This is a genomic window from Methylobacterium sp. PvP105, assembly GCF_017876975.1.
Lineage (GTDB): Bacteria > Pseudomonadota > Alphaproteobacteria > Rhizobiales > Beijerinckiaceae > Methylobacterium > Methylobacterium radiotolerans.
Window position 1 is genome coordinate 954,100 of sequence record NZ_JAGIPA010000001.1, and the last position, 17,295, is coordinate 971,394.

The window sequence follows — 17,295 nt, forward strand, 5'->3', positions numbered from 1 at the left end:
TCTTCGTGTCGGCCGATGCGCAGCCTTAGTCCCAACCCGTGAGCTCATGGACGACCGTTCCGGCTCGGGCGCCGGGTTCGATCTCGCTGTCGCGAAGCAACTGATAGGCCCGCGGCCGGGCCGGCCCGCCTCGGAGCAACCTCCGAACGCCTCGAACGCGTTCATCATGGGCGCACCACCATCGGGAACTTGCTGGCCAGGCTGAGGCAGAGCGCGTCCCGATTGCGAACGGCCTCCATCCGGTCGTACTCCGACGCGCCGGCGTACATCTGGCGAGCGCCCTCCCGGGAACCGACCGCCTCGAAGCAACGCCTCGCGCGCTCGACGATGGCGGGGTTGTAGGCGGAGTAGCCGCAGATCGCCGACGCGCGCCGGAGCAGCCCATGCATCCGCAGGAAGTCCGAGCACGCGAAGGGAGCAGCGGCCGCTGCGGGTGCAGGGACGCCACAGGCGACGACCAAGGCCAGGGCGAGTGGGTACGATGCCGCCCTCCTAGGCATCGGACCCGACCCGGCGCTTGGCGTTTGGCGGATGGACGTCACGCTGCGAACCGCGGCCTCCGATGGGCAGCCGCAGCCTGGAGACGTAGGGGTAGACGGCCGGAAGCACGACGAGCGTGAGGAGCGTCGCCGTAATCAGGCCGCCGATCACCACGGTGGCGAGCGGACGCTGCACCTCGGCGCCGGCGCTGGTCGAGAGCGCCATCGGCAGGAAGCCCAACGTCGCGACGAGGGCGGTCGTCAACACCGGGCGCAGCCGCATCTCCGCGGCCTCGGTCGCCGCCTGGACCGCGTCGAGGCCCTTGCGCTCCAGGTCCCTGATGTAGCTCGTCAGCACGACGCCGTTCAGCACGGCGATGCCGAAGGTGGCGATGAAGCCGATGGCGGCCGAAACCGAGAACGGCAGTCCGCGCAGGTATAGCGCCAGAATCCCGCCGGTGGCCGCCACCGGCACGTTGAGGAAGATCAGCCCGGCGAGGCGGATGTCGCCGAACATCACCACGAGCAGCACCAGGATCGCGGCCATGGCGGCCGGCACCACCACGGAAAGCCGGCCCGTCGCCTCCTGCAGGTTCTGGAACTGTCCGCTCCACTGGAGGGCGTAGCGCGGCGGCAGGCTGACCTGCGCCTTCACCGTCGCCTGCGCCTCCGACACGAAGCTCTGCACGTCGCGCCCGCGCACGTTGGCCTGGACCGAGATCCGCCGCTGCAGGCGCTCGCGGCTGATCTGGGCCGGACCGGTGGCGACGTCGACCGACGCGACGAGGGAGAGCGGGACGAGGGCCTTGCCGTTGCGTCCGACCGGCAGCGCGCGGATGCGTTCGACGTCGCTGCGGTCGGCGGCAGCGAGCCGCACCACGATCTCGGTGATGGCGTTGTCGTCGCGGTAGACCATGCCTGCAGGGCGGCCGCCGATGGCCTCGACGGTGTCGAGGACGTCGCTGACGTTGATGCCGTAGCGGGCGGCCGCCGCACGGTCGACCTGGATCGACAGGGCCGGCATCCCGGCCTGCGCCTCGGCCTTCACGTCCGCCGCGCCCGGCACGTCCGAGACGGCGCGCACGATGGCGTCGGCCTTCTCCTTCAGCACGGCGAGGTCGTCGCCGTACAGGCTGATCGCCACGTCGCCGCGCACGCCCTCCAGCAGATCGTCCATGCGCATCTGGATCGGCTGCGAGAAGGAGTAGGCCACCCCCGGCACCTCCTCGCGCAGGCGCTTGTCGAAGGCGGCCACGAGTCCGTCCTGCGTCTCCGCCGTCGTCCAGGTCGAGCGATCCGCGAGCGTGATGAAGCTGTCGGTCGATTCCACTCCCATCGGGTCGGTGGGGATCTCGGCGCTGCCGGTTAGCGAGACGACCCGCTTGACCTCGGGAAAGGATTCCAGGACCGTCTCGATCCGGTGGACGGCCTTGAGCGAGGCGTCGAGGTTGATCCCGGGCAGCTTCTCCGAGGTGACGACCACCGACCCCTCCGAGAGCTTGGGCAGGAACTCGCCGCCGAGCCGGGTGGCGATGAGGCAACTGCCCGCGAACAGGGCGATGGTGAGGAGCGCCGTGGCACCCGCCCGGCGCTCGGCGAGCCGCAGCACCGGCGTGTAGAGCGCCCGAACCCCGTGGACGAGGCGCGTCTCGCGCTCGCCGACGCCGCGGCCCGCAAGCGCGAGGGCCGCGAGCGCGGGCATCAGGGTCATGGTCAGGACCAGCGACCCGGCGAGCGCCAGGATGACGGTCAAAGCCATCGGCCGGAACATCTTGCCCGCCACCCCTTCGAGCGCCAGCACCGGCAGGTAGACGAGGATGATGATCGCCACCGCGAACAGGATGGGCCTGGCGACCTCGGCGGTGGCGTCGCGGATGACGTCGAGGGCCGGTCGCCCGGGGTGCTCGCCACGGGCGCGCAGCACGTTCTCGACCATCACCACGGCGCCGTCGACGATGAGGCCGAAATCGATGGCGCCGAGGCTCATGAGGTTGCCCGAGAGACCGATGAGCCGCATGCCGGCGAAGGCCATCAGCATGGAGAGCGGGATCGCGACCGCGACGACGAGGCCGGCGCGCAGGTTGCCGAGCAGGAGGAGGAGCACCATGACGACCAGCACCGCACCCTCCAGCAGGTTGTGCTCGACCGTGCGGATCGTGCGCTCCACCAGGGCCGAGCGGTCGTAGTAGGGTACGACCTCGATGCCGGGCGGCAATTGTGGGCGCAGGTCCCCGATGGCGGCCTTGACCCGCTCCACGACGGCGCTCGCGTTCTCGCCCTGCTGCATCATGGCGATGCCGACGACGGTCTCGCCAGCCGCGTCGTGGCTCACCGCGCCGAGGCGGACCTTCGGCGCCTCCACCACCTCGCCCAAGGTGCCGACGGTGACGGGCAGGCCACCCGCGTTCGTGGCCACCACGATGTTGGCGATGTCCGCGGGTCCCTTCGCCAGGCCGAGGCCGCGGATCACCTCCTGCTGGTCGTTGTGCTCGATGTAGGCGCCGCCACGAGCCATGTTGTTCTCGGCGAGCGCCGCGTAGACTTGGCCGAGTGTCACCCCGTAGCGATGCAGCGCCTCGGCGGAGACCCGGGCCTCGTAGGTCGGCAACTGGCCGCCGTAGATGTTCACGTCCGCGACGCCGGGCGTCAGCTTCAGCCGTGGTGCGATAGTCCATTGCAGGATGCGCTTCAGCTCCATCGGCGAATAGGCCGGCCCGCGCAGCTCGAACTGGTAGATCTCGCCCAGCCCGGTCGCCATCGGCCCCATCTGCGGCTCGCCGACGCCGGCCGGCATCATTGCCTTGGCCTGGGGCAGGCGCTGGAAGACCTGGACCCGCGCCTCCGTGACGGCCATGCCGTCCTCGAAGGTGACGTAGACCGCCGAGACGCCGAAGCGGGAGACCGAGCGGATGCCGGTGAGGCCCGGAGCGCCCGCCATCGCGCTCTCCACGGGGAAGCTGACGAGGCGCTCCACCTCCTGCGGGCCGAGGCCGGGCGAGAGCGTCAGGATCATCACCTGCTTGGGCGAGATGTCGGGCACCGCGTCGATGGATAACCCTTCGAGGTTGACTATGCCGCCAGCGGTCCCAGCGAGCGCGACCACGAGGACGAGCCAACGACGGCGGATCAGGAGGGCGAACCAAGCCTTCATCGGGTCAATCCGTCGAGCCGAGCAGCGCGCGCAGCAGGACGGCCTTGAGGCCGAAGCTGCCATCGGTGACCACCGTCTCGCCGGCCGCCACGCCTTCCGTGACCTCGACCCAGTCGGACCGCTGCACCCCGAGCTTCAGCACGCGCTTCTCGAAACGGTTCTCCGCCGCGCGCACGAAAGCGACGGGGCCGCCCTCGGTCTGCTGCACGGCGGTGGCCGGGACGGTCACGCCCTCCCGTCCGAGGTCGGCGGCGATCTCGACCCAGACGAACATGTTGGCGCGGAGGTATCCGCCCGGGTTGGCGATCTCGATGCGCGCCGGGGCGGTGTTGCTGGCGGGATCGAGCGCGGCGTTCACCGAGCGCACGCGGCCCTCGAAGGCGGGGTGGTCCGGCACCGGCGCCCGGACCTCGGCCACGTCCCCCGCTTCCACCCTGCCGATGTCGCGCCCGTAGAGGTTGGCAAGGACGAGGATGCGAGAGGGATCGGCCACCGTGAACGCGTCGCGGTTGCTATCGACAACCTCGCCAAGCGTGATGTTCGCGCTCGTCACGACGCCGTCGATTGGCGAGACGATGGCGCTGGTGCCGACATGTGCGCCGGGCTCGGGCGCGAGGCGCTCGTACTGCGCCGTGTAGAGTTCGACCTTGGCCTGGGCGGAGAGCGTGGACGCGTGCGCCTTGGCAAGGTCGACTTGGCGCCGGTCGACGTCGGCCTGGGCAACGCCCGAGACCTTGAGGAGGTCCTGGCCGCGCTTCAGGTTCGTCTCGGCGACCTTCTCCGTCGCTTGCGCCTCAACAAGGCTCGCCTTCGCTTCGGCGAGGCCGTTGCGGGCGTCGAGCACGCCGGCGGCGTCGAGGGTCGCGAGCGTCTGCCCGGCGCGCACGGGATCGCCCGGTTGGACCGCCAGACTAAGAACGCGCCCTTGCGTACGCGGCTTGAGGCGGGCGACGCGCCGCTCGTCGAAGGTGACCGTGCCGGGTGACCGGACCGGCAGGACGATCCTGCGGGTCTGCGCTTTCGCGAAGGCCAGATCCAGGCGCTTCTGCCCGGCCCCGTCGAGCACCACGAGGTTCGGATTCGCCTGTGGCGGCGCGTCGGCCCGTTCCGCCCGCTTGGCCTGACCGGAGAAAGGGACTTCGACGCCGAGCCAGGTGAGCGCAGGTCCGACATAGGCTTCCGCGGCCCCGCGTTGCCACCAGCCCGCGGAGGCGAGCGCGACCGCCGCGACCAGCAGAACCCAGCCTCGGGCCGGCGGCTTTCCCATCGGACCCTGTGTCGAAGGGTCCGGCTCGGACCGGGCCCTCGCGTCGAACGGGTCGGAGACGGGGTCACCTTCGCCGGCGAGGCGTGAAACTGTCTCGACGGTCAAGAGCACGCCCGCGTTCGTCCCGCTAGATTAGAGCCGTTCCAACACCTACGTTGAAGGGTGCCCGGCGCCACTAAATTCGCGTTCATTCTGACGTTTCGCCGGGACGGCGGCGGCGCGTTGCGGCATTGGATCGTGTGTTGGCTGCAAGGGCGTTCGAGGCAGGCTTAAGGACGTGGCGAGGCTGCTGCTGATCGAGGACGATGCCGAGACGGCGCGCGAGGTGCATGGCGACCTACGCGGGCGCGGCCACGTCGTCGGCTGGGCATCGACCGGCCCGGAAGGCGCGGCCTACGCCCGCGACGAGGCTTGGGACGCGATCATCCTCGACCGCATGCTGCCCGGGCTCGATGGGCTGAGCGTGCTGCAGGACCTGAGGCGCTCAGGGAACCGGACGCCGGCCCTTGTTCTCAGCACGCTCGGCGACGTCGACGAGCGCATCCGCGGCTTGCGGGCGGGTGGCGACGACTACCTTGCCAAGCCCTTCGTGCTCGCGGAGCTCGCGGCCCGCATCGAGGCGCTGCTGCGCCGTCCCGTCGACGCCCGCGAGACGATCCTGCGGGTCGGTAGTCTGGAGATCGACCTGATCGGCGGCACGGGCCGGCGTGGCGCCCGCGACCTCGACCTGTTGCCGCGCGAGCTCAAGCTCCTCGAATACCTGATGCGGCGTCCGCGACAGGTCGTGACCCGGACGCTGTTGTTCGAGGAAGTCTGGAACTATCGGTTCACGCCGAAGTCGAACCTCATCGACGTCCATCTCGGCCGTCTGCGCCGCAAGCTGGAGGCGGAGGGCGAGCCGCCCCTGATCCACAACGTGCGCGGCATCGGCTTCACCCTTGCGCCCGATGACTGACCTACTGCGCTCCACAACGTTCCGGTGGGCGCTGGGCATCGCGATCTGGTCCGTCCTGCTCGTGCTGACGACGTTCTCCTTCGTGTACTGGCAGACGGCCGCCTATCTTCGGGAGGAGCTGGCCGAGACGCTCCGGCTGGAGGTCCGGGCGGCAGCGGCGGATCCGGCCGCGACCGCGATGCGCGTGGAGACCTGGATTGCCATGGACCTGCACGCCACGCATTTCGGCGGACTTTTCGGATCCGAGGGCGAACGTCGCTCCGGCAATCTCGGCGCCGTACCCGACGGCTTGGCGCGCGACGGTGACGCCTACCGGGTCAGCGCCAACGTCGACATCGCGGGCCGCGCAATGCGGGACGAGATCTGGGCGGCCGCGCTCGCGCTCCCTGACGGAAGGACGGTGGTCATCGCACACGACACCGACGAGATCGACCGGGTGCAAGCCACCACCCTGCGCGCGCTCGGCCTCGGCCTGATGCCGACGCTCGCGCTCTCGGGTCTTGGAGGACTGCTGCTCGCGGGCCGGGCGCGAAGGCGCCTGGCGGCGACGGAGGCCGCGGTGGCCCAGGTGATGCGCGGAGACCTGCGCAAGCGTCTGCCGGTCGGCGGCGGGAACGACGAGTTCGACAGGCTGGCTGGCAACGTCAACCGGATGCTCGATGAGATCGAGCGCCTGCTGGGCGAGGTCAGCAGCGTGAGCGACGCGGTCGCGCACGACTTACGAACGCCGCTGACCAGGCTGCGGGCGAGGCTGGAGCGGACCCGTGAGCAAGCCAGCAGCGTCGCGGAGTTCCGCGAGGCGGTGGATCAGGGCCTTGCCTGGATCGACCAGACGCTCGCGATGGTGACGGCCGTGCTACGTATCGGCGAGATCGAGCACGGTCGGCGCTTCGCGGGCTTCGCGCCGGTCGACCTCGCCGAGGTCGTTCGCGAGGCGGCAGAATTCTTCGAGCCGGTCGCCGAGGAAAAAACCGTTTCCCTCGATGTCGCGGTCGAGGCGGGAATCCCGCCAGTCGAGGGCGACCGCGACCTTCTCTTCGAGACCGTGTCGAACCTCGTCGACAACGCCGTGAAGTTCACACCGCCCGGCGGCCGCGTCCGGATCGGCCTGGCGCGTGAGGAGGGGGGCGTCGTCATCCTCGTCGAGGACACCGGGCCCGGCATCCCTCCGGCCGAGCGCGATCAGGTGTTCCAACGCTTCTATCGGGCGGAGCGCGCTCGCCGGACGCCGGGCAACGGACTGGGGCTCGGCCTCGTCGCCGCGATTGCAAAGCTGCACGGGTTCACGGTGGATCTGCGGGCTTCGCCCGGTGGCGGTGCCCGCTTCGCAGTCCAATGCCATCAGGGAGAGGCAAATGGGCGGGAATGGGCGCGCGGCTTCGTTGGCCGCCCCCTGCCCGCACCCGATGGTGTGCCGGGTCCGCGAGCCGGCATCCGACCGTAAACTCGATGTCATGCCGGAACGTGGGGTTAGTGGTTTAGCCTTTTTCGGGCTTTGCAGGCCTATGTTTTTCGCGGTCCTGCGCAGCATTCGTGTCAAATAAATCGAAGCGACACCGATGACCCGCCCAACCCGCGCGCTTGCGGTCGCGTTTGTACTCGCCACGACCGCGCTTACACCGGTGCTCGCCCGATTCCGGCCGCCGGCCGCCGAACACGTCGGCCGACACGGCGGTCGCTCCAGAGCCTACGACGATGCGGATCCTCTCGTGCGGGGAGGTCGGAGCTACGGAGGTAGTGATGCCGAGCGCCCGCCCCGGTCCCAAAATGAGATACATCCGATGATCGAGTTGATCTGGAAAGCCGGGCTTGCCAGTCGAGGCCGCCCAAGTCTTCCGTCTCCCGGTCGCTCGGAACCTTCCGGATCCTGGCATCCGGCGCGGCAAAGTGGCCGGAACCGCCGGCGCCATCGGCCTGGCCACGACGTGGCACGCGCCACCGTGCGGCGCCAACTCCTCGCCGATGTCGGCGGCGGCCCCACGCGGCGTGGTGGACAACAGCGCCGGCAGGCCACGCGGATCGCGGCAGGACCGACAAGTGATAGCCGACCCAGTGATGTGGTTTTGGACACCGAAGTTCCGCATCAGTGAAACCTAGAGTAGATCTGGGGCCGCTCTCGAAAGAGGGGGGCCCTGCCTTTTCAAGGTTGCCGGCGACCGAATCAGTGGAGGTTCGCAGCCCGAATTAGTAGCGCGACCCATGTCGGCCCGCGGTCCCAAAGCTGCGCGAGAGCCACGTTGGTCAGCGAGGACGACAGCGCAGATATGTACATGGGCGTCTTGAGGGCGTTCCTCATCCCACATGCTTCGCGAACGTCATGCGGGCTCGCCCTCGCGAACCGAGTTAGGCTGGCCTAACGGATCGAGTCGGATCAAGGCCGGTCGGGCGCCCAGGCAATTGCGGGGATTGCCCTGGCATTCTCCGCCGGGCGCCTCATCTCACGGAACCACTTAGTCCCCTCAAGCCTGTCTGTACGATGGACCGCGCCTGTACCAGCGAGGCTGAAGCCGAACGCCTTCGCGCCCTCGACCGCTACCGTCTGCTCGACACCCCGCGCGAGCGGGACTTCGACGAGATCGCGGAGGCCGCTGCCGAGTTGTGCGAGGCGCCCATCGCGGTGATCAACCTGATCGGCGAAGGGCGCCAGTTCTTCAAGGCCGAGGTGGGACTCGGTGTCCGCGAGACCCCGCTCGATACCTCCTTCTGCCGACAGGCCATCCTGCAGGAGGACTTCCTGTACGTGCCTGACGCGACACGGGACCCCCGTTTCAAGGGCAACCCGCTCGTCACCGGCGAGCCCGGCCTGCGTTTCTATGCCGGCGCCCTTCTGAAGACGGACGAGGGCCAGCCCATCGGCACGGTCTGCGTCCTCGACACCAAGCCGCACGCGATCACCGAGCGGCAGCGCAAGGGCCTGATGCGCCTCGCGCGCCAAACCATGGTGCAGATGGAGCTGCGCCGGTCGCTCCGCGAGCAGGCCGAGCAGCGCCTGCTGCACGAGCGCATCCTCGACAGCGCCACCGACTACGCCATCATCGCCACCGACCCCCAGGGGCGCATCACCCGCTGGAACGCCGGCGCCGAGCGCATCCTGTGCTGGGCGGAAACCGAGATGCTGGGCCGCACGGTCGAGGCGTTCTTCACGCCGGAGGACCGCGCGGCCGGCTGGCCGGGTACGGAGGCGCGGCTCTCGCTGGAGAACGGCAGCGCGCCCGACGAGCGTTGGCACGTGCGCAAGGACGGCACCCGGTTCTGGGCATCGGGCGAGACGACGCCGCTGCGCTCCGAGGACGGCGATCTCCTCGGGTTCCTCAAGATCCTGCGCGACCGCACCGGCCAGCGCGAGGCCGGCGCCGCCCTGAAGGCGAGCGAGTTGCGCTACCGCTCCCTCGTCGAGGTCAGCCCGCAGGTGGTGTGGTTCGGCGACGCCGCGGGCAACGTCACCTACTGCAACGCCTACTGGTACGACTACACGGGGCTGCCTCCCGGTGAGACCGGCGAGGCGAGCTGGATGGGTGCCATCCATCCCGACTACCGCGAGGCCACCCGCGCGGCGTGGCTTGCGGCGTCCGAGAGCGGGCGGCCCTACGAGGTCGAATTTCCGCTGCGGCGGGCAGACGGCCAGTACCGCTGGTTCCTGTCGCGCGCGAAGCCAGTGCGGGACGAGGCCGGCACGCTGACGAGCTGGATCGGCACGACCCTCGACATCCACGAGCGCAAGGTCGCCGAGGAGCGGTTCGCGGCGCTCACCGAGCTTGCGCCGGCCATCATCTGGTTCGGCAACCCCGACGGCAGCCTCAGCTACCTGAACGACCGTTGGTACGCCTACACCGGCCAGACGCCCGAGCAGGCATTGCCCCTCGGCTGGGGCGAAGTCATCCACCCGGACGACCTGCCCGGCCTGCTCGGGGTATGGGAGCATGCCCGCACCCACGAGGTCGTCTACGACACCGAGGCGCGCCTGCGCCGCCACGACGGCGCATATCGCTGGTTCCTGATCCGGGCCGAGCCACTGCGGGACGCCAGCGGCGCGGTGGTCGGCTGGCTCGGCAGCAACAGTGACATCCACGACAGGCGCCAGGCGGAGGAGCGGCAGCGCCTGCTCACGGGCGAGCTGCAGCACCGGGTCAAGAATACGCTGGCGATGGTCCAGGCCATCGCCAGCCAGACCTTCCGCAACGCCGCCGACCTGGACGCGGCCCGCGAGGCGTTCACCGAGCGTCTGATCTCGCTCGGGCGCGCCCACGACATCCTGACGCGGTCGAGCTGGACCGAGGCGCCCATCGCCGAGGTCGTGGAGGGCGCCCTCGCCGTGCATCGGGGGGCCGCCGCGGCCCGCATCCGCACAAGCGGTCCGAACGTGCTCCTCTCCGCGAAGGCGGCCCTCGCGCTGGCGCTGGCGCTGCACGAACTCGCGACCAACGCCGCCAAGTACGGCGCCCTCTCCAGCGAGCGCGGCATGGTCGATCTGCGCTGGCACGTTGTGCACGAGGACGACGCGCCCCGCTTCTGCCTAACGTGGTCCGAGCAAGGCGGCCCGCCCATCCTCGCCCTGCCCACGCGCCGTGGCTTCGGCTCGCGCCTGATCGAGCGCAGTTTCGCGGCCGAGGTCGGCGGGGAGGTCAAGCTCACCTACGCGCCGACCGGACTGACCTGCCGCCTGGAGGCGCCGCTCGCCTCGTTGCAGGAGCCGCGCGACGAGGCCGTCGCCTGAGGTGCGGCGCGCAGGGTCGGCGAGGCATCCGCCAAGCTGAAACTAACGCTCGTTAAATCGGTTCTCCCTTTCCCGCTTCCTGGACCCCACCTCAGCAATGACGAGCGAACCCACCGCGACGCCATCCGCCGTCCTCGTCGTGGAGGACGAGAGCCTGGTCCGCCTAATCGCCGTCGACATGCTGGAGGATGCCGGGTTCCCCGTCTTGCAGGCCGCCACGGCCGACGCCGCCTGGGCGATCCTTGAGAGGGCTGAGGAAGTCGGCGTTTTGTTCACCGACATCGACATGCCGGGCTCGATGGACGGCTTGGCGCTCGCCAGCCGGGTTGCCGAGCGCTGGCCCCATATCCGGCTCGTCGTGACGTCCGGCCGGGCCGGGCTACGCGATGCCGACATGCCGGACGACGGGCGCTTCCTGCTCAAGCCCTACCGCCAGGCGCAGCTCCTGAAGGCCATCGACACGGCTGCCTAGTCGTCGCCTTCCTAATGGTCGAAACCTGGCGCTTGGCACCCAAACGCACGGGTCCGCTCAAGGTGCAAAGGAGGCTTCGGTAATAAGCCCGTAGGCTGACGATCAGTATCCGACCAGAGGTCGAAAGAACAGAGACGCGTCGGGCAATAGGCGAAAGGTCAGTAGCTTCTCATGAGGTGGTATTCGCGCCTGTTGCGGCCGATACTAAACCTGTGTGAATGCAATCGGAACCGCTGATATCTACCCGATTAAGGTGGTCGGGCCGGGGAAACCAATGTGGTATGGGGCGGCCCGCGTAAGCCGCTGCTTCAACCGCAAGCACCCAGCATTGGGCCACGGATATACCGTAGGCATTTGCCTTGAGTGATCAAGCGTTGCTCATAGACTAACCTATCGTAGGCGTCCGCCTCGTAGATAGCCTCAAAGCTGGCCTCTGCAGAACCGGCAATGGGTCGCGAGCAGTCCTCGGCGACGGGTGCCAAGCGTGAGGTTTCTGCCATTCGCTCTCGGATGTCTCCGCCTCGGCCCCCTGTCCAGATGGCGGCATCGTGGGTCCTGCGCGCGAAGCGCCCGTACTCGGCGGTGAGCTGCTGCTGGCGCAGGCGGTAGGCCAGTTCCTCAGCGAGCCCGCCGCCCTGATCCGGTGCCCCGGCCTGGGCGGTCGAGCGGTCGGTCATGGCCGGCTTCCCGCTTGTTCAGACTTCAGCCGGCCTACGACTTGGCTGTCCCGTCCAGGGGGCCGGTCATGTCGCCGGGGCAGGACAGGTCGTCATCCATAAGCATTGGAGCCGTCATGGGGAATTCCCAGATCGCGAGGCATCCTCACACGCTGACGACGACGCATGCCCGACACGCGAAGGCAGGTTATGGACGCGACAATGCTGGAGATTGTCGAGGAAGAGGGCTTGGCCCGCGAGTTGGCTGGGCTAGCCCATGAGCTGGAGCAGGACGGCCACCACGCCACCGCGGACATGCTCCGCCACATGGGCCGCCGGCATCGCATCAACGGTCTGGCGCTTCGCGGCAACCTGGCCGTCCTTCAAGCCGCCGTAGGCACCGTGGCGGAGAGCGGCGACTAGCATTTCGCCATCCTGATACGGTCAAGCGTTGGTGGACGCGGCGCGAACCTTGGGCTTCCGCGCGATGGCCGCGTGCAGCACCCTCCCGACCGGGCGCAGATTGACCCTTGGAACGCCAACCCTCCCGGACTCCCTGGACTACCCCGGCGAGAATACCGGTTGAGCCGGCCTTACCGGTCCGGACTGAACGCGCCACGCGGCGCGCCGTTCGCAAGCCCTTGTGGAGGCGAAGGGCGGCCGGGCTCGGGGGCCGGCCGGTGATCCTCCCCAAGGGCCGAAGCGCGAGACACCTGCGCCGGCTTCCGGCGGGGCATGATTGCGTAAAGGGACGGGTCTGGCCTACGCCCCTGCTACCGCCGAGCCTTGCCCGTCCTACTTAGGCAGGCGATTCCACCCTTGCCGCTGCCGTCGGTTACCCGGTTTGATCACGTCCGCGTTCTCCCGTTCCGCGTCTTGCCTGGCCAAGCCCCTGCGTTCTCGGGAGCCGGATCGCCGGGTCCCATGCTTTGCATGGGTCGGGGTGCGTCCGTGAGCGGGGCCGAGATCGAGCGGCTGCGGCGACGCGAGCGCGAGCTGGAGGCGGAGGTGGCGCGGCTTCGGGACGACCGCTCCTCGTCGCCGGCAGGACACTACGCGGCGATATTCGGCAGCGCCGTCGACTTCGCCATCATCACCACGGACCGGAATGGCCGGGTCACGGCCTGGAACCCGGGTGCCGAACGCATCCTGGGCTGGTCGGCAGGGGAAATGGTCGGGCAGCCGACCTCGACCTTCTTCACGCCCGAGGACCGCGTGGCCGGCTGGCCGGAGACGGAAATGCGGTGCGCCGCGGAGACCGGGCGGGCCAACGACGAGCGCTGGCACCTGCGCAAGGACGGCACCCGCTTCTGGGCGAGCGGCGAACTGATGCCCCTCCGGTCGCCCGAGGGCGCCAGCCTGGGCTTCCTCAAGATCCTGCGCGACCGCACCGAGGCGACGGCGAGCGAGGGCGAGACACGCCGTGTCCGGGACGAGCTCCAGGTCGTCACCGACGCGCTGCCGGTGCTGATCTCCTTCATCGACCGGGATTATGTCTACCGGTTCGTGAACCGCTACTACGAGACCTGGTTTGGGCGCCCGGCCAGCGAGATCCTCGATCGGCGGGTGCGCGAGGTCGTCGGTGAGGCCGTCTACCAGGCGCGACTGCCCCTCATGGCGCGGGCGCTCGCCGGCGAGGACATCGCCTTCGACGGGCTGATGCCCTACCGCGACGGCGCAAGCCGCCAATCGGAGATCCGCTACATCCCGCGCCGGGCCGTGGACGGGACCGTCGACGGCATCTTCGTCATGGTCACCGACATCGCGGAGCGCCAGGCCGCGCAGGCCGACTTGCAGGAGGCGGAGGACCGGCTCCGGCTCGCGCTGGAGGGGGCCGGCACCGGCATCTACGACTACGACCTCGTCACCGGCATGCTGACCTGGGACGCGCGCACCCGCGCCCTGTTCGGGCTCTCCGACGACGACCCGGTCTCCTACGAAGGCGCCTTCCTTCCGGGGGTTCACCCGGACGACCGCGAGCGGGCCGACCGCGCCGTCCAGGCCGCCATCGGCTCGCGCGACGGCTTCGACATCGAGTACCGCGTCGTCGGCCGGCACGACGGCGTGGAGCGCGTGCTGGCCGCGAGGGGCAACACCGTCTTCCGGGACGGGCGGCCGGTGCGCTTCGTCGGGACGGTCCGTGACATCACCGAGGCCCGAGCCGCCGAGGCGAGCGCGCGCCGTCTGGCGGCCCTCGTCGAGCAGTCGAGCGACTTCATCGGTCTCGCCGGCCTCGGCGGCAAGGCCGAGTTCCTGAACGAGGCGGGGCGCAGGCTCGTGGGCCTCGCGAGCCTGGAGGAAGCCCGCCGTTACGACGTGGCGGACTTCTTCGAGCCCGGCGACAGGTCGACGGTGCTGGAGGAGGCGCTCCCGGCGGCGCGCGAGAGCGGCTTCTGGGAAGGCGACCTTTCGTTCCGCAACTTCTCGACCGGCGCCGCCGTCCCGGTTCACTACACGATCTTCCCGGTCCGCGACGCGCACGGCGCCGTCACCGGCTACGGCACCGTCACCCGTGATCTGACCGAGCGCCGCAGGCAGGAATCCTTCCGGGATGCCCTGATCACCTTCGGCGACCGCCTCCAGGGCTGCCGCCGAACGGCCGAGATGGCGGCCGTCGGGGCAGAGATCATGGCCCGCACGCTGGGCCTTGACCGGGCAGGCTACGGCACGGTCGACGAAGCCCTGGAGCACATCGAGATCGAGCGGGACTGGACGGCGCCGGGCGTGGCGAGCGTCGCCGGGCGCCACCGCTTCGACGACTACGGCGAGGTGCGCGCGGGCCTGGAGGAAGGCCGCGAGATCGTCATTCCGGACGTGACCCTCGACCCGCGGACCGCGGGCAACCCGGGTCCCCTCCTGGACATCGGCGTCCGCGCCCTGATCAACGTGCCGGTCATGGAGCACGGGCGGATCGTGGCCGTGCTCTTCCTGCACGACCGGCAGGTGCGGGACTGGCGGACCGACAAGCTCGCCTTCATCCGTGACATCGCCGAGCGCACCCGCGCCGCCATCGAGCGCTTCCGCGCCGAGGCGAGCCGACGCGAGAGCGAGGAGCAGTTCCGGGTCTTCGCGCAGGCCATCCCGAACCAAGTCTGGGCCGCGCATCCGGACGGCTCGCTGTACTGGTTCAACGACCAGTTCTACGCCTATTGCGGCGCGCCGGAAGGAAGCGTGCTCGGCCCCGATGCCTGGGCCCGCATCGTCCACCCGGACGATGTCGGTCCGGCCACGGCTGCATGGGCTCAGGCTCGCGAGGCCGAGGGCATCTACGAGACCGAGTACCGGGTGCGTCGGGTCGATGGCGCCTACCGCTGGTTCCTGGTCAGGGGAGAGCCGGTGCGCGACGCCGCGGGGCGGGTGACGCGCTGGGTCGGCACCAACACCGACATCGACGACCGGAAGCGGGCAGCCGCCGAGCTGGAGCATCTAGCGGCCACGCTGGAGCAGCAGGTCGAGGAGCGCACCCGCGACCGCGACCGGATGTGGCGCCTCTCGACCGACGTGATGCTGGTGGCGCGCTTCGAGGCGACCATCGTGGCGGTGAACCCGGCCTGGACGGCGCTCTTCGGCTGGAGCGCGGCGGAACTGATCGGGCGCTCCTTCATGGACCTCGTCCATCCCGACGACGCGGCCGCCACCGCGGCGGCGGCCAGCGATCTCTCGGACGGGGCGACCATCCCGCGTTTCGAGAACCGCTACCGCCACAAGGACGGCAGCTACCGCTGGCTGTCTTGGACGGCTGTTCCAGACGAGGACTTCATCCACGCGGTCGGGCGCGACATCCAGGCCGAGAAGGAGGCCGCCCAGGCGCTCGCCAGGACCGAGGAGGCCCTGCGCCAGTCGCAGAAGATGGAGGCGGTCGGCCAGCTCACGGGCGGCCTCGCGCATGACTTCAACAACCTGCTCGCCGGCATCTCAGGCTCGCTGGAGCTGATGCAGACCCGCATGAGCCAGGGCCGGCTGACCGACATCGACCGCTACATGACCGCTGCGCAGGGCGCCTCGAAGCGGGCCGCGGCCCTCACGCACCGCCTGCTCGCCTTCTCGCGCCGTCAGACCCTCGACCCCAAGCCCACCGACGTGAACGCCCTCGTCAACGGGATGGAGGACCTGATCCGCCGAACGGTCGGCCCCTCCGTCCACATCGAGGTGGTCGGCGCGGCCGGTCTGTGGCCGGCGCTGGTCGACCCGCACCAACTTGAGAACGCCCTGCTGAACCTCTGCATCAACGCGCGCGACGCGATGCCGGAGGGTGGGCGCATCACCATCGAGACGGCCAACAAGTGGCTCGACGAGCATGGCGCCCGCGACCGCGACCTGGCACCAGGCCAGTACCTGTCGCTCTGTGTCACCGATACCGGCACCGGCATGACCTCGGACGTGATCGCCCGCGCCTTCGACCCGTTCTTCACGACGAAGCCTATCGGCCAAGGCACCGGGCTCGGGCTGTCCATGATCTACGGGTTCGCCCGGCAATCGGGCGGTCAGGTCCGGATCTACTCGGAGGTCGGCCAGGGCACGACGATGTGCCTCTACCTGCCCCGGCACTACGGCGAGGCGGAAACCGATGTGAGGCTGCCCGACCTCGCCTCTGCCCCGCGTGCCGAGCAGGGGGAGACCGTGCTGGTGGTCGACGACGAGCCGACGGTGCGGATGCTGGTCACGGAGGTTCTGGAGGACCTGGGCTACACCGCCATCGAGGCGGCGGATGCCGCATCCGGCCTCAAGGTGCTGCAATCCGACGTGCGCATGGACCTGCTCGTCACCGACGTCGGACTGCCCGGCGGCATGAACGGGCGGCAGATGGCGGACGCGGCCCGGGTGAACCGGCCCGACCTGAAGGTGCTGTTCATCACCGGCTATGCCGAGAACGCGGCGGTGGGCAACGGGCACCTGGAGCCGGGCATGCAGGTGCTGACCAAGCCCTTCGTCATGGAGGTGCTGGCCAGCCGCATCAAGGAGCTCATCGCGGCGGCCTGACGTCCTCGCCGGGACGCACGCTGCGCATCACTCGCCATCCCCGGCACTCGCCGCTCACATCTTCGCCTCGGCTCGGGCCAGATGGGCCTCGTGCTGGCGCTGGAGTTCCTCGAAGGTGGCGAGCAAGGCCTCCGCCTCCTCGATGGGCAAGCCGTCCGCTCGCAGGCGGGCCACGAGGGTGCGCTGTCGGGCGACCTGTCCCTCGCCTTCGCGGACATGCCGTCTGACCATCGCGAGTTCGGATTCCTCTGGGTCCATTCAGCCATCATAGCCGATCGGCGATGGCCCGTCCCTCCGACCTGACGCGATGGCCGCTTCCGATGCCGTGGACCTGCGCTGGCAGGTGGTGCACGAGGGCGAGGCGCCGCGGTTCCGCCTGAGCTGGTCCCACCAAGGCGGCCCATCCATCCTGACCCAGCCCGCGAGGCGTGGTTCCGGCTCGCGCCTGATCGAGCGCAGCTTCACCGGCGAGGTCGGAGGGAAGGTCAAGCCCACCTACGCAGCCACCGGCCTCGTCTGCCACTCGTCGCCGCCTAGCCAGCCCCTCGTCTCGTTCCTGACGCCGCACGCCCTGGACCGCGCGGCGGGTCCGCCTATCTTCCGTTAAACTCCTCCTGTCTC

General features: G+C 69.6%; 12 protein-coding genes. 7 read left to right on the forward strand and 5 right to left on the reverse strand.

Going from position 1 to position 17,295, the window contains the following annotated elements; all coding sequences use genetic code 11:
* Positions 1-164 precede the first annotated feature (164 nt).
* From J3A75_RS04505 to J3A75_RS04515, 3 genes are all read right to left on the reverse strand, one after another.
* Positions 165-389, reverse strand: a complete 225-nt coding sequence (locus J3A75_RS04505) for a hypothetical protein (RefSeq protein WP_238247514.1) — start codon at positions 387-389, stop codon at positions 165-167.
* Positions 390-492: 103 nt separating this feature from the next.
* Positions 493-3,630: an efflux RND transporter permease subunit gene (locus tag J3A75_RS04510; RefSeq protein ID WP_122160876.1), complete on the reverse strand. Its 3,138-nt coding sequence runs from the start codon at positions 3,628-3,630 to the stop codon at positions 493-495.
* A 4-nt stretch (positions 3,631-3,634) separates the two neighbouring features.
* Positions 3,635-4,897, reverse strand: a complete 1,263-nt coding sequence (locus J3A75_RS04515; protein WP_209649737.1) for an efflux RND transporter periplasmic adaptor subunit — start codon at positions 4,895-4,897, stop codon at positions 3,635-3,637.
* 277 nt (positions 4,898-5,174) lie between these two features.
* Here J3A75_RS04515 and J3A75_RS04520 point away from each other — a divergent pair, with 277 nt between their 5' ends.
* From J3A75_RS04520 to J3A75_RS04535, 4 genes are all read left to right on the forward strand, one after another.
* On the forward strand, positions 5,175-5,852 hold the full coding sequence (locus J3A75_RS04520; protein WP_122160874.1) for a response regulator transcription factor: 678 nt from the start codon (positions 5,175-5,177) through the stop codon (positions 5,850-5,852).
* Entirely contained in the window at positions 5,845-7,296 is a 1,452-nt protein-coding gene (locus J3A75_RS04525) for an ATP-binding protein (protein ID WP_122162806.1), read from the forward strand. Before J3A75_RS04520 ends, J3A75_RS04525 begins: the two co-directional genes overlap by 8 nt.
* Positions 7,297-8,328: 1,032 nt before the next feature.
* Positions 8,329-10,566: a PAS domain S-box protein gene (locus tag J3A75_RS04530; RefSeq protein ID WP_209649739.1), complete on the forward strand. Its 2,238-nt coding sequence runs from the start codon at positions 8,329-8,331 to the stop codon at positions 10,564-10,566.
* Positions 10,567-10,663: 97 nt separating this feature from the next.
* Entirely contained in the window at positions 10,664-11,038 is a 375-nt protein-coding gene (locus tag J3A75_RS04535) for a response regulator (RefSeq protein WP_122160872.1), read from the forward strand.
* A gap of 308 nt (positions 11,039-11,346) precedes the next feature.
* Here J3A75_RS04535 and J3A75_RS36370 read toward each other — a convergent pair whose 3' ends face one another.
* Positions 11,347-11,715, reverse strand: coding sequence for a hypothetical protein (locus J3A75_RS36370; protein ID WP_238247513.1), 369 nt, complete (start codon positions 11,713-11,715; stop codon positions 11,347-11,349).
* A gap of 201 nt (positions 11,716-11,916) precedes the next feature.
* Between J3A75_RS36370 and J3A75_RS04545 the strand changes: the two genes are divergently transcribed.
* Both J3A75_RS04545 and J3A75_RS04550 read left to right on the forward strand, forming a co-directional pair.
* Complete coding sequence (locus tag J3A75_RS04545; protein WP_163006056.1) at positions 11,917-12,117, forward strand: hypothetical protein; 201 nt, start codon at positions 11,917-11,919, stop codon at positions 12,115-12,117.
* A 528-nt stretch (positions 12,118-12,645) separates the two neighbouring features.
* Positions 12,646-16,674, forward strand: a complete 4,029-nt coding sequence (locus J3A75_RS04550) for a PAS domain S-box protein (RefSeq protein ID WP_245451062.1) — start codon at positions 12,646-12,648, stop codon at positions 16,672-16,674.
* A gap of 54 nt (positions 16,675-16,728) precedes the next feature.
* Here the strand turns inward: J3A75_RS04550 and J3A75_RS04555 are convergent, their stop codons facing one another.
* The gene (locus J3A75_RS04555; protein WP_122160869.1) at positions 16,729-16,932 is read right to left on the reverse strand and encodes a hypothetical protein; all 204 of its coding nucleotides are present in this window, start codon (positions 16,930-16,932) and stop codon (positions 16,729-16,731) included.
* Positions 16,933-16,981: 49 nt separating this feature from the next.
* Here J3A75_RS04555 and J3A75_RS04560 point away from each other — a divergent pair, with 49 nt between their 5' ends.
* Complete coding sequence (locus tag J3A75_RS04560) at positions 16,982-17,281, forward strand: hypothetical protein (protein WP_122160868.1); 300 nt, start codon at positions 16,982-16,984, stop codon at positions 17,279-17,281.
* Positions 17,282-17,295: the final 14 nt, after the last annotated feature.

Excerpts from the sequence above, each read along its gene's own strand:
- J3A75_RS04505 (WP_238247514.1), bottom strand. The coding sequence starts at position 389 with ATGCATGGGCTGCTCCGGCGCGCGTCGGCGATCTGCGGCTACTCCGCC.
- J3A75_RS04510 (WP_122160876.1), bottom strand. The coding sequence starts at position 3,630 with ATGAAGGCTTGGTTCGCCCTCCTGATCCGCCGTCGTTGGCTCGTCCTC.
- J3A75_RS04515 (WP_209649737.1), bottom strand. The coding sequence starts at position 4,897 with ATGGGAAAGCCGCCGGCCCGAGGCTGGGTTCTGCTGGTCGCGGCGGTC.
- J3A75_RS04525 (WP_122162806.1), top strand. The coding sequence starts at position 5,845 with ATGACTGACCTACTGCGCTCCACAACGTTCCGGTGGGCGCTGGGCATC.
- J3A75_RS04530 (WP_209649739.1), top strand. The coding sequence starts at position 8,329 with ATGGACCGCGCCTGTACCAGCGAGGCTGAAGCCGAACGCCTTCGCGCC.
- J3A75_RS04535 (WP_122160872.1), top strand. The coding sequence starts at position 10,664 with ATGACGAGCGAACCCACCGCGACGCCATCCGCCGTCCTCGTCGTGGAG.
- J3A75_RS36370 (WP_238247513.1), bottom strand. The coding sequence starts at position 11,715 with ATGACCGACCGCTCGACCGCCCAGGCCGGGGCACCGGATCAGGGCGGC.
- J3A75_RS04545 (WP_163006056.1), top strand. The coding sequence starts at position 11,917 with ATGCTGGAGATTGTCGAGGAAGAGGGCTTGGCCCGCGAGTTGGCTGGG.
- J3A75_RS04555 (WP_122160869.1), bottom strand. The coding sequence starts at position 16,932 with ATGGACCCAGAGGAATCCGAACTCGCGATGGTCAGACGGCATGTCCGC.
- J3A75_RS04560 (WP_122160868.1), top strand. The coding sequence starts at position 16,982 with ATGGCCGCTTCCGATGCCGTGGACCTGCGCTGGCAGGTGGTGCACGAG.